Genomic DNA, 14,437 nt, shown 5'->3' with positions numbered 1-14,437 from the left:
TCAGGTGGTCACGTCCGGTACGGACGCCACCACCGGGTCGAGACCGCTGGCGGCCGCGACGTGCTCGGCGAGACCGGCGTGGGTCGTGAACCAGACGTCGTCGAACGAGCGGATGTGGGCGAGGAGCGCCTCGAGGACGACGAGGCGGGAGCGGTGCCCGATGAAGTGCGGGTGCATGGTGAGCTGGAACACGCCGCCCTCGGCGCGGGCGACGTCGAACTCGTCGCGCCAGATGCGGCCGACCTCGTGCGGCGGCGTGTAGGGCCGCAGCGACTGGAAGCGTTCCATCATCAGGTAGGGGGCGTCGTCGCGGATCCAGTCCACCGGGATCTCCACGATCCCCGTCGGCGCACCGCGGTGCAGGATCTCGTACGGGTCGTCGTCCGCCATCAGGGACGAGTCGTACCGGAACCCGAGTTCGCGGGCGACGTCGAGCGTGGAGTCGCTGAAGTCCCAGGAGGGCGTGCGGATGCCGGTGGGACGTACCCCGGTCTGGCTGGTCAGCACGTCCACCGCACGGCTCAGCAGGTCGAGCTCGTCGTCGTGTCCGAGCTGCGTGTTCCGCTCGTGGATCCAGCCGTGCACCGCCACCTCGTGCCCGTGCTCCACGTAGGTCGGCGCTTCGTCCGGTCGGAGCAGCGCGCACACGGCCGGCATGTAGAAGGACGACGGCGCCTCGTAGCGGTCGAGCAGACGCAGGATGCGCGGGACCGCAGCGCGGGCGCCGTACTCCCCCATGGCCATCCGGCCCGGTGACGTCTCCCCGTCGCGGAGGGACGGGGTCTCGTGGTCGGAGTCGAACGAGATGGCGACCGCCACCCGCGCACCGCCCGGCCATCGCTCCGGCCCCTCGGGCGGGAGCAGGGTGCGTCCGGCGCGGACCTCCTCGACGTGGCCGCGCCAGGTGGCCTCGTCCCACTGCCACGGCTGCTGGGGTGCGGTGTCGTCCATCTCGTCCTCTCGTACTGGGGTGGTCATGGGATCCGGGGTGGTCATGGGATCGCCGGGGCCGACGTGTCACTGGCTGCGACGAAGCGGCCGTCCTCGATGCGGCTCCACATCCGTTTGACGGTGCGGAGCTGCACCGTCACGTCGACCTCGCGCACGCCGGGGAGCGCCCCGAGCACGTCGGTGGTGAACGTGTAGACCGAGGCGAAGTCCGGCAGGAACGCCTGGCCGATCAGGTTGAACCGGCCGAGCGACGCCGCCGCGTAGTGCACCGACGGGTGTCCGGCGAGCTGGGCGGCCGCGGCCGACAGCTGGTCCGGCGCGACGGAGATCCAGACCTCGAGCTCGGTCGCGCGGTCGAGCAGCGCCGGCGCCACGAGTGGCCCGATCCGGAGCCGTCCGCTCTGCACGAGGTCCTCGAGGGTGCGCCGGGTGGCCGCTTCGGAACGGCCGACCTCGCGTGCCAGGTCGGTGAGCGGCTTCCGACCGTCGCGGACGAGTGCGGCGAAGACCGCTCGCTCCTCCGGCGTCGCATCGGCGTGCACCGGGGTGACGCCCTGGCCCGACGACGGGTCCGGCGCCGGGGCGTTCGCGGTCGTGGACCGCGCCGTGGGCGGGGGCGCACGTCCGGTCGTCGCGAGCGCGTCCCCGGGGAACACCGTGAACGGCGCGGTGAACGTCCGGACGATCGGCAGCGCCTCGGTCTCGACGGGCCGGCCGTCGACCTCGATCGTGCTGAGGAACGTGGTCAGGTCGCCGACACGGGGCAGGACGACCTCGGCCGTGCAGTCCGCTGAGCCCGTGAGCGTCGCGACGAACCGGACCTCGGGGCGGCGTGCGAGCGCGTCGGCCAGCGCGTCGGCCCGGGCGGCGCCGGAGCGCATCCGCACCTTCGTGGAGACACCGAACCCCGCTGCCAGGACGTCCGACGCGGCGATGATCCGGACGGCACCCTCCTCGACGAGACGGGTGACGCGGCGCTGCGCGGTGGAGGTCGAGCAGCCCGCGAGCTCCCCGATCGTCGCCCAGGATGCGCGGCCGTCGTGCGCGAGTGCTCGGAGCACGGCGCGGTCGACGTCGTCCGCTCCTGCCGTGCGTACGTCCGTGGTGGTCATGCAGTGAACGTAATCGGTCACGTGAGCGAGGTCAACGCCAGGTATTCGTCATCCACACTCTGTAACACGTTGTTTTCATTCAAGGGCCGTCGGACAGAGCTGTGCGACACGATGCGATGCCCGCGCGGCGCCCAGGAGTCCCTCGGTCATCGACCAGCAAGCCGTTGCCACGTCGCCAGGATCGTGTCGGGGTTGAGGGACATGGACGAGATGCCACGGGCACGGAGGTGGTCCGCGAGCTCGGGGTGGTCGCTCGGTCCCTGTCCGCAGATCCCGACGTACGCGCCACGGGCTCGGCACGCGTCGATCGCCATGTCGATGAGCCGGAGCACCGCGGGGTTCCGCTCGTCGAACGAGTCCGCGACCAGTCCGGAGTCGCGGTCGACGCCGAGGGTGAGCTGGGTCAGGTCGTTGGAGCCGATGGAGAACCCGTCGACGTGGTCGAGGAATCGGTCGGCGTCGAGGGCGTTCGAGGGGATCTCGCACATCATCACCACTTCCAGGCCGTTCTTCCCCCGGACGAGTCCGTGTGACGCCATACGCTCCACGACGCCGGACGCCTCCTCGACGGTGCGGACGAACGGGATCATCACCTTCACGTTCGCGAAGCCCATGACCTCGCGGACCTGCCGGATCGCTTCGCACTCGAGCGCGAAGGCCCGGGCGAAGTCGTCGGAGAGGTAGCGGGACGCGCCGCGGAACCCGATCATGGGGTTCTCCTCGTCCGGCTCGTACCGGCTGCCGCCGAGGAGTCCGGCGTACTCGTTCGACTTGAAGTCCGAGAGCCGGACGATGACGGGCTTCGGCTCGAACGCCGCGGCGAGGGTCGCGACCCCCTCGGCGAGACGCTTCACGAAGAAGTCCCGCGGGGACCCGTACGCCGCGATCCGGTCCTCGATCTGCTCCCGCAGCTCCGAGGGCTGTTCCGCCAGCTGGAGCAGCGCGTTCGGGTGCACGCCGATCTGCCGACTGACGACGAACTCCATGCGGGCGAGCCCGACACCGGCGTTCGGAAGCGCGGCGAATGCGAAGGCCTGCTCGGGGTTGCCCACGTTCATCATGAGGTCGACGTCGACGTCCGGGAGGTCGCCGACCGCGAGCCGGTCCACCTCGACCGCGAGCGTCCCCTCGTGGACGAACCCGGTCTCGCCCTCCGAGCAGGACACCGTGACGACGTCGCCGTCGGCGAGCACGTCCGTCGCCGTGGCGGTTCCCACGACGGCAGGGATGCCGAGCTCCCGCGCGATGATCGCTGCATGGCAGGTGCGGCCGCCGCGGTTCGTGACGATCGCGGATGCGCGCTTCATGATCGGCTCCCAATCCGGGTCGGTCATGTCCGTGACGAGCACGTCCCCGAACCGGAAGTCGTGCATCTCGTCGATGCTCGCGAGGATCCGGACAGCACCGCTGCCGATGCGTTGCCCGATCGCGCGGCCCTCGAGCCGGGCTGGCACGATCGGCGGCACGGCGAGGCGGTGCCGCTCGATGCTGGCGACGGAGGTCCGGGACGTGACGGTCTCCGGTCGGGCCTGCAGCACGTACAGCTCGCCGTCCAGGCCGTCCTTGCCCCATTCGACGTCCATCGGACGCCCGTAGTGCTGCTCGATGACGAGCGCGATCCGCGCCAGCTCGGTGACCTCGTCGTCGCGGAGTGAGAAGTGCCGCCGTTCTGCGGCATCGACCTCGACGAACGCCGTGGTCCGACCGACTGCCTCGTCCTCGGTGAACACCATCCGGGCAGCCTTGGAACCGAGGACTCGTCCCAGGATCGCGGGACGCCTCGCGGCCAGCGCCGTCTTCGAGACGGTGAACTCGTCCGGGTTCACCGCCCCCTGCACGACGCCTTCGCCGAGCCCGTACGCACTCGTCACGAACACCGCTCGGTCGAACCCGGACTCGGTGTCGAGGGTGAACAGGACGCCTGCGGACGCCAGGTCCGAACGCACCATCCGCTGCACGCCGACCGAGATCGCGACCTCGTCGTGGACGAAGCCGTGGTGAACCCGGTACGAGATCGCCCGGTCGGTGTACATCGACGCGAACACTCGCCGGACCGCGTCGAGCACGTTGTCGATGCCGCGGACGTTGAGGTAGGTGTCCTGCTGCCCGGCGAACGACGCGTCCGGGAGGTCCTCGGCGGTCGCCGACGAGCGCACCGCGAACGACGCGTCCGCCGGCGCACCCGCGGTGAGTTCGACGAACCCGTCGCGAACGGCTTGGTCGAGGCCGCGTTCGAGCGGCGTCGAGAGCACCCGTCGACGGATCTCCGCGCCGGCCGCCGCGAGGGTGGCGGTGTCGTCGACATCGAGCGCGAGGAGTGTCCTGCAGATCCAGTCGGTCAGGCCCGTGTGCTCCATGTGTCGTCGGAACGCCGTCGCCGTGGTGGCGAACCCGTCGGGCACGCGCACCCCGAGACCGCCCAATGACCGCAACATCTCGCCGAGGGACGCGTTCTTGCCGCCGACGTACGCGATGTCCTCGAGACCGACGGTTCGCAGGGGCAGGACGTCCGGCACCGGGGCCGTTCGTTCGTCGATGATCGTCATCAGTTCGCCTTTCGTCGTTGAACCACCGCGAACGTGTCCGTGGTGGGGCGTTTCCACAACGGTGCGGTGTGCGCCTGGCGCTGAGCACGACGACCGCACTCGAACTTCTTCGTTTTTTCGGATACGGTCCGTTCCATGCAGGTCGATGACGACAACGCACGCATCCTCGGCGCACGCATCCGGCACTTCCGTGTCCGCGCCGGCTGGACCTTGACCGCGCTCGCGAACGAGCTCGCCACGACGGCCTCGACGCTCTCGCTCATCGAGAACGGCAAGCGGCCGGTCCGCGCGGCGGAGCTGCCGGCGCTGTCCGCCGCGTTGCGCGTGGAGGTCCTCGACCTCCTGCACGCGGAGGCCCCGGACCCCCGGTCCGCACTCGAACTGGAGCTGCAGCGCTTGCAGGCCGGGCCGCACTACGCGGCGCTGGGCGTGCCTCCCGTACGAGTCTCGAAGTCCCTGCCCCAGGACGCGCTGGCGGCGCTGGTGCGCACCCTGCAGGAACTCGACCGCAAGGCGCGGGAGGCGTCGGCGACGCCGGAGGAGGCGCGCCGGGCCAACACCGAGCTGCGCGAACGGATGCGCGGGCGGAACAACGCGATGCCGGAGATCGACGCCCTCGCGGAGGAGGTGGTCGGTGCCGTCGGGCACGAGGTCGGTGCGCTGACCCACCGGGAGGTCAGCCGGATGGCGGAACGCCTCGGGTTCGACCTGCTCTACGTCGACGACCTGCCGCACTCCACCAGGAGCATCACGGACCTCGCCAACGGCAGGATCTACCTGCCGCCGGCATCCATCCCAGGCGGCCACGGGCTCCGTTCGATGGCGTTGCAGGCGATGGCGCACCGACTCCTCGGGCACCAGCCACCATCGTCGTACGCCGAGTTCCTGCAGCAGCGCCTCGAGATCAACTACTTCGCCGCGGCCTGCCTGATGCCGCGGCAGCAGGCGGTCGGGTTCCTGACCGAGGCGAAGTCGGCACGCGACCTGGCGGTCGAGGACTTCCGCGATGCGTTCGGCGTCACGCACGAGTCGGCCGCTCTGCGGATGACGAACCTGCTCACCGAGCACCTCGGGATCCGCGTGCACTTCCTGCGGGTCGGCGAGGACGGCGCGATCTACAAGGCCTACGAGAACGACGACCTGCCGCTGCCCACCGACGTCACCGGCGCGGTGGAGGGCCAGGTCGTCTGCCGGAAGTGGGTCGCCCGTCGGGCGGGCGACCGCAGCGCCCGGACGTCCGAGGCGCACCAGTACACCGACAACACCGCCGGCACCTACTGGTCGTCGACCCAGACCGGTTCCGGCCCGGAGGGCGGCTTCAGCATCACGTTCGGCGTTCGGTTCGACGATGCCAAGTGGTTCCGAGGTCGGGAGACCACTGAACGCCAGGTGTCCACGTGCCCCGACGAGTCCTGCTGCCGCCGACCAGCGTCGCCGCTCGCATCACGCTGGTCGGACGCCGCGTGGCCGAGCGCACGGATGCACACCCGCGTGCTCGCCTCCCTGCCGTCGGGCCGGTTCCCCGGAGTCGACGACACCGAGGTGTTCGAGTTCCTGGAACGGCACACCGCGGACGCGTAGGGGGCCAGTTCTCCGTTTCCGCAAGATCCAACGTATTTCACGCGGGCCTCGCGGTCGTGATCGTGCACGTGGGACCGAGGGTGGGCAGACACCAGCACGGAACTCGACGAGGAGGCCCACCATGCCCCGGACCGCACAGCACCGCCACACCTTCCCACCGGCGGGGGTCCTGCCCCTGCCCGAGGTACCGGACGGCGCCTGGAACCACGACCTCGCCCACGCCGGCATCGCGCGGTGGGTGGCCCGCACCGCACTGCTGACGCGGCCCGACGAGGTCGTCTGGGTCGACGGCTCGGAGGAGCAGTGGCGGGACCTCGTGACCCGGTTCACCCTCGAGGACGACGTCGTGCGACTCGACCCCGGCGCCCGCCCGGGCAGCCTGCTCGTGCGGTCCCGCGCCCGCAGTTCCGCCCCAGCCAGCGGTAGCACCGGCGCAGCGACCCGGACCTCCGTCCTCGTCGCAGGCCGCGCCGAGCGCCGCGCTGTGGTCGAACGCGTCGCCGAGGGCATGCGCGGCCGCACCATGTACGTCGTCCCGTTCATGCTCGGCTCGACCGACGTCCCTTCCATCCTGGGCATCCACGTCACCGACTCCCCCGCGAGCGTCGCGACCCTCCGCGCGCTCACCTGCGTCGGCGCAGATGCCCTCGACGCGGTCGGTCCCGACGCCCGGGTCATCCGCACCGTGCACGCCACCCTCCTCGCCACCCGCGACGACCACGGCCGCAGGACGACGGGCGCGCCGGTGTCCCCGTCCGAACGCACCGTGCTGCACGACGAGCGCGATGACACCGTCTGGGTGCTCGGCTCCGACGACGGTGCGGGTGTGGCGGACGCCCTCCGCGCGCACACGGAGCGCGAGGCGCTCGACCTCACGCTGGTGCGGGTGCACGGCACCGACCGGACTTGCGTCGTCGCGGTCGCCGGCGAGGTCGCTCGGAACGTCGAGCGAGAGACCCCCGCGGGGCACCTGGTCGAGGTGCTCGCCTCCGGGCCGGTCCTGCTGCACCGCGGAGTGCACGGGGCCCTGGCAGCCCGCCCGCTGACCATCGGCACGGTCGTCCCGGTCCGGACGCTGACCAGGCGTTCGGGCGTCGCCGCCGACGCCGGCCGCGACGCCGTCTTCGTGGACACCGCGCTCACCGAGGACGGCGACGTCTGGTGGCCCGGTGCGGACGACGTGGCCGGGCTGCACCTCATCGACCACCGGGGGCGCTACGTGCCGAGCGGCGTCGATCCTGCGGCTGCCGGCGCCACGGACGCTCTCGTGGCCGTTCGGCTGCACCGAGCCGACGGAGCCGAAGTCCGTGTCGACGCGTTCGTCGTCACCGACCCGGCCGGCGCGGCCGACGGCGATCTGCTCGAGGCCTCGCTCGGTACGGCCATGCCGACCAGCGTGACCGAGTGGGGTGGCCCTGCCGAGCTCGGCGCGGCACTCGACCGGGTGCACGACGAGGCGGCCTCGCACGACGAGACAGACCCGCACGACGAGGCACCCGCCTCCGCCGCTCTGCTGGACGGGGCGGCCGCCGCGTGACCCACGACGAACAGGTCTTCGCCGCGTGGATCGACGAGGAGTCCCTCGCCGAGGCGGCCATCCCGATCGTCGGCAGCCTGTACCGCCGGCAGAACGTCGTCACGACCGTCCACGGCCGGCGCCTCGTGGGACTCTCGGCGAACCAGGTACTCAAGGCGCACCGGTTCGCCCGGCACCTCGACGGCGTCGAACTGCAGCCGTCCGACACGTTCCCGGTCCTCGGCGCCCTGGCCTCCCTCGACCTCGGGCCTGCGGTGATCGACGTCGCCGCCCTGCTCCGCCAGTTCCGCGAGCACGACCGTGAGGACGGTGGCTCGATGGACCTCACCGGGTTCCTGCGTGCCGAACTCGCCGACGTCGTGGGACACGGAGACCGGGCACTGCCGCCCACCGACGTCGTCCTGTACGGCTTCGGCCGCATCGGAAGGCTCGTCACCCGGATCCTCCTCGCCCGTGCCGGTGGCGCGAGCGGGCTCCGCCTCCGGGCGGTCGTCCTGCGCCCAGGCGCCCGCGGAGACCTCACGAAGCGTGCCAGCCTGCTCCGTCGGGACTCCATCCACGGCCCCTTCGACGGGACCATCACCGTCGACGAGGACGCGCAGACGATCACCGCGAACGGCACCGTCCTCCAGGTGATCCGCGCCCAGGCGCCCGACCAGGTCGACTACCGCGCCCACGGGATCGACGACGCCGTCGTCGTGGACTCGACCGGCCGCTGGCGCGACCGTGCCGGCCTCGAACGGCACCTCGCAGCGCCCGGCGCCGGACGCGTGCTCCTCACCACCGCGGCGAACGGCGACGTACCGAACGTCGTCCACGGCGTCAACGACGGCGAGATCGGCGACGAACGCGTCCTCGCGGCAGCGAGCTGTACCACGAACGCTGTGACCCCGGTGCTCGCCGCGCTCCACGAACGCTACGGCGTCCGCCACGGACACGTCGAGACCGTGCACGCGTTCACGAACGACCAGAACCTCACGGACAACCACCACAGCGCCGATCGTCGCGGTCGTGCGGCGACGCTCAACATGGTGATCACCGAGACCGGTGCGGCGAAGGCCGTCGGCGCGGCGTACCCGGAGCTCGCAGGTCGGCTCAGCGGCAACGCGATCCGGGTCCCGGTGTCGAACGGGTCGCTCGCCGTGCTCTCCCTGCAGCTGGAGGGGTCACCCGACCGCGCCGAGCTCAACGCATTCCTCCGCGACGTCTCGCTCGTCTCGTCGCTCCGTCGACAGGTCGACTACGTCGAGTCGCCGGAGTTCGCCTCCAGCGATGTGCTCGGCTCCCGCAAGGCGGGCGTGGTGGACGGTCTCGCGACCATCGCCGACGGCGACGGCTCCGCGGTGGTGTACGTCTGGTACGACAACGAGCACGGGTACTCCCGCCAGGTGGTCCGCGTGCTCGAGTCCATGACCGGGGTCCGGCTTCCCGCGTTCCCGCGGGACCGCGCCGACGACGCCGGCCGGTCGATCGCCCCGCTCGCGGTGGCCGAGCGGTAGACCGGCCCGTTCCGGGCCGATCCGGGGCCGTGTCCGCGCAGGGGTGTGGGGACACGGCCCCGCCTGTGGATCGCGGCCGACCTCGTCAAGTCGGTTGCGGTCCGCGAACGCGACGAAGCCGGGAGGCGCGGTGCGGGTCCGACCCACACCGCGCCTCCCGGCCTGGTCACCGCTCAGGCGGACTGCAGCGCGATCCGTTCCGCACGGGCCGCGACGAGTCCCCGGATCAGCAGCACCACGACGAGGCCGACGAGCGGGAACCCCCCGATGAGAGCGATCGATGCAGCTGGCGGCCAGCCGGCGCCGATGGTCGCCGCACCGAGCAGCGGTGCGGTCGCCGCCACCGCCCGACCGGCGGAGACGGCCCAGCCGAGACCGGTGGCACGGAGCGAATTCGGGTAGAGGAGCGCGGCGAACGTGATCACACCGGACTGCGCACCGCCGCTGAAGAAGCCGACGGCGGTGATGGCGACGGCGATCCCGGCGAACGAGCCGAGCGACAGGCCGAACACGATGAAGGCGACGCAGGCGCATCCGAGCGCACCGAGGAGCACCTTGTAGTCGCCGAGGGCACTCATGAGCCGTCCGATGATGGCCGAACCGATCATGCTGCCGATGCTGTTGCAGGTGATGGACAGGCCGACCAGCCCGATGCCGAGGCCGGAGGCCTGCAGCAGCGCGGGACCCCAGTCGCCGACGAACACCACGGGGACGAAGGTGCACCCGAAGGCGCACCAGAGCAGCACCGTGCGCAGTGCTCGTCGTTCGGTGAACAGGTAGCGGACGGTGGCCTTGGACTGGACGGTCTCGGGAAACTCGACCAGGGCCGGGTTCGCCTCGACGGTGAGGAGCGTGTCCGTGGTCACCGGCACGTCGGATCCACGGCGCAGGCGCCGGACCACGCGGTCGACGCGGCGCTCGGGGGCGCCGGAGCGCAGCATGAAGTCGAGCGACTCGGGCATCAGCGCCACCAGGAGCACGGCGACGGCGAGGGAGGCGCTGCCGATCATCACGTAGAGCAGCTCCCAGCCACCGTGGGGCAGGACGATCCCCGCCGCGATGCCGACGACGACGCCACCGGCGGGGAACCCGGCCCAGGCGACGGACGTGAGCCCGGATCGGATGCGGGCCGGCATGTACTCCGTGACGAGCGAGAGGGCGACGGGGATGGCGCCGCCGAGACCGATACCGGTGACGAGCCGGAACACGATGATCGCGCCGACCGTGGTGCCGAGTGGCGTCAGGAGGGTGAAGACGGCGAACAGCACGACCGTGGCGATGAGGATCGGCTTGCGCCCGACGCGGTCCGCGACGGGACCGAAGATCAACGCACCGGCGAGGAACCCGACCTCGCCGGCCGAGTAGACGCCGGCCATCGAGGGGACCGTGGTGTGGATCGTGGCGGCCATGGCGGTGCCGATGATGCCGATGGAGATGTTGTCGACGCCGGCGAGCAGGATGACGACGGTGGCGAGGACCACGACCGTCGTGTGCAACCCGCCGAACCGTGCGCCGTCGATGAGCCGGGTGACCGGCCGGACCGAGATGTTGTCGCTCATGGGACCTTGCCTTCTCACTTCGTTGTCAGGAGGGGTGGTCGCACAGTACGGCGGCGCCGACGGGATAGCAATACAAATACAGTTATACGTTTCGAATGAACCGCTGGCGATCCTCGAGAGGTGTCTATATAGTTACAACTACCCAACGAAGGGAGCACGAGTGATCGACGCGACTGTCGCAGCAGACCTCGGAGCGGTCAGCACGGCGACGATCTGCTCCCAGCTCCGGCGGAGAGGGGTCACCGGTACGTTCCTGACCGCCCTCCGCCCGCTGAACCCCGGACAGCGTCTCCTCGGCGAGGCACGGACGCTCCGGTACACGGCCTTCCGGTCCGACGTCTTCGACGAGGTCGGCGGCGGCATGAACGCGCAGAAGCGGGTGGTCGACAGCATCGAGCCCGGTCAGGTCCTGGTCATCGAGGCCAGGGGCCAGCTCGCCGCCGGCACGATCGGCGACATCCTCGCGCTCCGCGTCCAGCAGCGCGGCGGCGCCGGCGTCGTCACCGACGGCGCATCACGCGACACCCCGACACTCAGCGCGATGGACTTCCCGCTGTACGTCGGCGGCGCCCACGGTGCCGTGCTCGGGGAACGACACGTGCCGATGGACTCCGACCTGCCGATCACGTGCGCCGGCGTGCTCGTCATGCCCGGCGACGTCGTCGTCGGCGATGCCGAGGGTGCCGTCGTCATCCCGAGGGCGATGGCCGCGGACGTCGGCGCGGACGCCCGGGAACAGGAACTGCAGGAGACCTTCATCGCCGAGCGGGTGGCGGAGGGTGCCCCCATCGCTGGCCTGTACCCCCTCGGAGCCCGATGGCGCACCCGCTACGACCAATGGAAAGAGAGCACCACGTGAGATTCCGCAACGACCCGACCGCCCTCCGCGGTGCCTTCGGAGCCGTCCTGACCCCGTTCACCCCGGACGGCGCGCTCGACGACGAGAGCCTGCGCCGACTCGCGACCTGGCAGCGCGACGGTGGCCTGCACGGGCTCTCCGTCGGCGGCTCGACCGCCGAGCCGAGCGCGCAGTCCTTCGATGAGCGCGTGCGCGCGCTCCGGATCGTCGCCGAGGTGACGGCCGACGAGATCCCGTTCCTGCCCGCCACCGGGTCGGCGAAGCTCGACGAGACCGTCGAGCTCACCGGGGCCGCGGCCGAGGCGGGCGCCGACGCCGTCCTGGTGATCACGCCGTACTACGCCCGCCCGACGCAGGACGGACTCATCGCCTGGTACGGCGCGATCGCCAGGGAGTACCCCGACCTGCCCCTCGTCGTCTACAACGTGCCGAGCCGGACCGCGGTCGACATGGCGCCGGAGACCGTGCACGCCCTGCGCCTGGCGCACGACAACATCATCGGCATCAAGGAGACGACGAAGGACTTCGAGCACTTCTCGCACGTCCTCGACCTGTGCGGCCGCGACTTCTTGGTGTGGTCGGGCATCGAACTGCTCGGCATCCCCCTGCTCGCGCTCGGCGGAGCCGGCTTCATCAACGCGGTGACGAACCTCGCCCCGCGCTCGGTCGCCGCGATGTACGACCACTGGCAGGCCGGGCGCCACGACGAGGCCCGCCGCATCCACTACGCCCTGCACCCCCTCGTGGAACTCCTGTTCGTCGAGACGAACCCGGCCCCGGCGAAGTGGGTGCTCGAGCGCGCAGGACTCATCACCTCCGACCACGTCCGGCCCCCGCTGGCGCCGGTCTCGAGCGCCGGGCGGGCGAGGATCGACGCGCTGCTCGCCCGAGCCGCCGACGTGCTGGAGCACGAGGGGCTCGTGCGGGGCGGGGTGCCGGCGTGACGGCGCCGCTGCCGCGTCCGTCGAAGCTCGTCGCGGTCCACCTCAACTACCACTCGCGGGCATCGGAGCGCGGGAAGTCACCGGAGAACCCGTCGTACTTCCTCAAGGCGCCGTCGACGATCACCACGACGGACACGGTCGTGGTGCGTCCGCGCGGCACCGGGCTGCTCGCCCTCGAAGGGGAGATCGCCGTCGTCATCGGCACCCGGGCACACCGCGTCGACCGTCGTGGGGCCTGGGGGTACGTCGACTCCGTGGCTGCGGCGAACGACTTCGGCGTGTACGACCTCCGCTACGCCGACCCCGGGTCGAACGTGCACTCGAAGGGGTTCGACGGCTTCACGCCGATCGGTCCGGACCGCATCGACGCACGCACCGTCGACCCGGGCGACCTCCGGCTCCGGACGTGGGTGGACGGCGAGCTCGTCCAGGACGCACTGACCCGGCAGGACATGGTGTTCGACCCCGCCTTCGTCATCGCGGACCTGTCACGGATGATGACGCTCGAACCGGGCGACGTCGTCTTGCTGGGCACGCCGACCGGCTCCACGGTGGTCGAGCCCGGCTCGGTGGTGGAGGTCGAGGTGTCGGACGAGGCGAGCGACGCGACGACCGGGCGGCTCCGCAACGTGATCGTGGACGGCGACGTCGAGCTCGGCACGACCGGCGCGCTCCCCCGCGTCGACGACGCGACGCTCGAGGCGGCGTACGGCGCCGCGGGCGTCCCGTCCGGACGACGAACCGCAGCGCGCTGACGCGCAGCCTCGCCCTGACTCGCAGCCCACGCCGCACCGCCGAGTGACCCCGTCCGGACGATCCGGACGGGGTCACTCGCGTGTCGGGCTAGTGCAGCTGGAGGTAGTCCTCGAGCGTCGCCGGGGTCGCGGTGAGCAGCGGTTCGTGGACCGGCTCGTCCGGGAACGCGCTCGCTTCGAAGAACCACCGCGCCGAGGCCGGCATCCCCCAGAGCTGCGCACGGCGGGGGTCGCTCACGTCCCACCGGATCGGCGGGGTCTCCAGGTCGATGAACTGGTAGTGCGTCGTGAACAGCTCGATGCGGTGCTGGTCCGGATCACGCAGGTACAGGAACAGCGCGTTCGAGATCCCGTGCCGACCGGGGCCGCGGTCGATCTCCTCGCCGAAGCCGAGCGCGCCGGCGACGTCGGCCGCGTCGATGAGCTTGACGGCGTCCGGCACGGTGAACGCGAAGTGGTGCAGCCGCGGTCCCCGCCCGTTGGTGAAGACGAGGTCGTGGGTGTTGCCCTTGACCTCCATCCACGAACCCCAGAGCTCCTCGGTCCCGTCCTTCGCGGTGTACTCGGACATCCGCATGCCGAGCCGCGCCCACCAGTCGGTGGCGCCCTGCACGTCGTGCGTGACGACCTGGAAGTGGTCGAGCCGCTGCGGTGCCCCGGCGTGGAACTCGTCGAACCGCTGCATCTTCCGTTCGACGACGTCCATCGAGCTGGTGAGTTCCACGTGCGTGCCGACGCCGTCCGTGAACAGGATCGTCGGGCCCTGGTGGTCCCGCTCCACCCGGCGGTGCTGCACGTCGTTCGCGGCGAACCAGTGCTCGGCCCGGTCGACGTCCTCGTCGCTCTCGACGCGGAACCCGATCCGGTCGGCAAGGGGCGCACCGGTGGTCCGCAGCAGCATGAGGCTGTGGTGCGCCGCCTCCTCGAGTCCGCGCAGGTGCACGACGTCCCGGGTCTCCTCGGTCACGACGAGTCCGATGACGTCGCGGTAGAAGTCGCGGCTGGCACCGAGGTCCCGCACGTGCAGTGCGACATGGCTCGCCCGGGTGACGTGGAACGGCGGGTCGGTGGCGGTGATGGGCAGCATCGACGTC

General features: G+C 71.2%; 11 protein-coding genes. 6 read left to right on the top strand and 5 right to left on the bottom strand.

The genetic code is table 11. The annotated features are described in order from the left end of the window. The 3 genes from ACIPJY_RS01250 to ppsA form a co-directional block, all read right to left on the bottom strand. A complete protein-coding gene (locus tag ACIPJY_RS01250; protein WP_400460423.1) occupies positions 1-978 on the bottom strand; it encodes a polysaccharide deacetylase in 978 nt (325 codons plus the stop codon). 14 nt (positions 979-992) lie between these two features. Next, entirely contained in the window at positions 993-2,063 is a 1,071-nt protein-coding gene (locus ACIPJY_RS01245; protein WP_400460425.1) for an Lrp/AsnC family transcriptional regulator, read from the bottom strand. Between the two features lie 146 nt (positions 2,064-2,209). Further along, complete coding sequence (gene ppsA, locus ACIPJY_RS01240; RefSeq protein ID WP_400460427.1) at positions 2,210-4,609, bottom strand: phosphoenolpyruvate synthase; 2,400 nt, start codon at positions 4,607-4,609, stop codon at positions 2,210-2,212. Positions 4,610-4,744: 135 nt separating this feature from the next. On the opposite strand from ppsA, the gene ACIPJY_RS01235 reads away from it, so the two are divergent. The 3 genes from ACIPJY_RS01235 (at position 4,745) to ACIPJY_RS01225 (ending at position 9,226) form a co-directional block, all read left to right on the top strand. Then, complete coding sequence (locus tag ACIPJY_RS01235; RefSeq protein WP_400460428.1) at positions 4,745-6,190, top strand: helix-turn-helix domain-containing protein; 1,446 nt, start codon at positions 4,745-4,747, stop codon at positions 6,188-6,190. A gap of 121 nt (positions 6,191-6,311) precedes the next feature. Next, positions 6,312-7,727 (top strand): hypothetical protein, encoded by a 1,416-nt coding sequence (locus tag ACIPJY_RS01230; RefSeq protein ID WP_400460429.1) that lies wholly within the window; start codon positions 6,312-6,314, stop codon positions 7,725-7,727. Next, a complete protein-coding gene (locus ACIPJY_RS01225; protein ID WP_400460431.1) occupies positions 7,724-9,226 on the top strand; it encodes a glyceraldehyde-3-phosphate dehydrogenase in 1,503 nt (500 codons plus the stop codon). Before ACIPJY_RS01230 ends, ACIPJY_RS01225 begins: the two co-directional genes overlap by 4 nt. 173 nt (positions 9,227-9,399) lie before the next feature. Here ACIPJY_RS01225 and ACIPJY_RS01220 read toward each other — a convergent pair whose 3' ends face one another. Continuing rightward, positions 9,400-10,785 carry an MFS transporter gene (locus ACIPJY_RS01220; RefSeq protein ID WP_400460433.1) on the bottom strand — a complete coding sequence of 462 codons (1,386 nt, stop codon included), beginning with the start codon at positions 10,783-10,785 and terminating at the stop codon, positions 9,400-9,402. Between the two features lie 160 nt (positions 10,786-10,945). Between ACIPJY_RS01220 and ACIPJY_RS01215 the strand changes: the two genes are divergently transcribed. From ACIPJY_RS01215 to ACIPJY_RS01205, 3 genes are read left to right on the top strand one after another with little or no spacing between them, the layout of a single operon-like run. Then, a complete protein-coding gene (locus ACIPJY_RS01215) occupies positions 10,946-11,644 on the top strand; it encodes a hypothetical protein (RefSeq protein ID WP_400460434.1) in 699 nt (232 codons plus the stop codon). Beyond that, a complete protein-coding gene (dapA, locus tag ACIPJY_RS01210; RefSeq protein ID WP_400460436.1) occupies positions 11,641-12,588 on the top strand; it encodes a 4-hydroxy-tetrahydrodipicolinate synthase in 948 nt (315 codons plus the stop codon). The genes ACIPJY_RS01215 and dapA overlap by 4 nt, the downstream gene beginning before the upstream one ends. Next, positions 12,585-13,343, top strand: coding sequence for a fumarylacetoacetate hydrolase family protein (locus ACIPJY_RS01205; RefSeq protein WP_400460438.1), 759 nt, complete (start codon positions 12,585-12,587; stop codon positions 13,341-13,343). Before dapA ends, ACIPJY_RS01205 begins: the two co-directional genes overlap by 4 nt. Positions 13,344-13,431: 88 nt before the next feature. On the opposite strand, the gene hpaD is transcribed toward ACIPJY_RS01205, so the two are convergent. Further along, positions 13,432-14,430, bottom strand: coding sequence for a 3,4-dihydroxyphenylacetate 2,3-dioxygenase (gene hpaD / locus ACIPJY_RS01200; protein ID WP_400460440.1), 999 nt, complete (start codon positions 14,428-14,430; stop codon positions 13,432-13,434). Positions 14,431-14,437: the final 7 nt, after the last annotated feature.

Origin of the sequence: Curtobacterium sp. NPDC090223 (assembly GCF_044746585.1) — a bacterium.
Taxonomy (GTDB): Bacteria; Actinomycetota; Actinomycetes; order Actinomycetales; family Microbacteriaceae; genus Curtobacterium.
This window is presented reverse-complemented; position numbering and strand designations above follow the sequence as displayed.

Bases quoted from the DNA above. Each gene is read 5' to 3' on its own strand.
- ppsA (WP_400460427.1), bottom strand. From the start codon at position 4,609: ATGACGATCATCGACGAACGAACGGCCCCGGTGCCGGACGTCCTGCCC.
- ACIPJY_RS01235 (WP_400460428.1), top strand. From the start codon at position 4,745: ATGCAGGTCGATGACGACAACGCACGCATCCTCGGCGCACGCATCCGG.
- hpaD (WP_400460440.1), bottom strand. From the start codon at position 14,430: ATGCTGCCCATCACCGCCACCGACCCGCCGTTCCACGTCACCCGGGCG.
- ACIPJY_RS01245 (WP_400460425.1), bottom strand. From the start codon at position 2,063: ATGACCACCACGGACGTACGCACGGCAGGAGCGGACGACGTCGACCGC.
- ACIPJY_RS01250 (WP_400460423.1), bottom strand. From the start codon at position 978: ATGACCACCCCAGTACGAGAGGACGAGATGGACGACACCGCACCCCAG.
- ACIPJY_RS01230 (WP_400460429.1), top strand. From the start codon at position 6,312: ATGCCCCGGACCGCACAGCACCGCCACACCTTCCCACCGGCGGGGGTC.
- ACIPJY_RS01220 (WP_400460433.1), bottom strand. From the start codon at position 10,785: ATGAGCGACAACATCTCGGTCCGGCCGGTCACCCGGCTCATCGACGGC.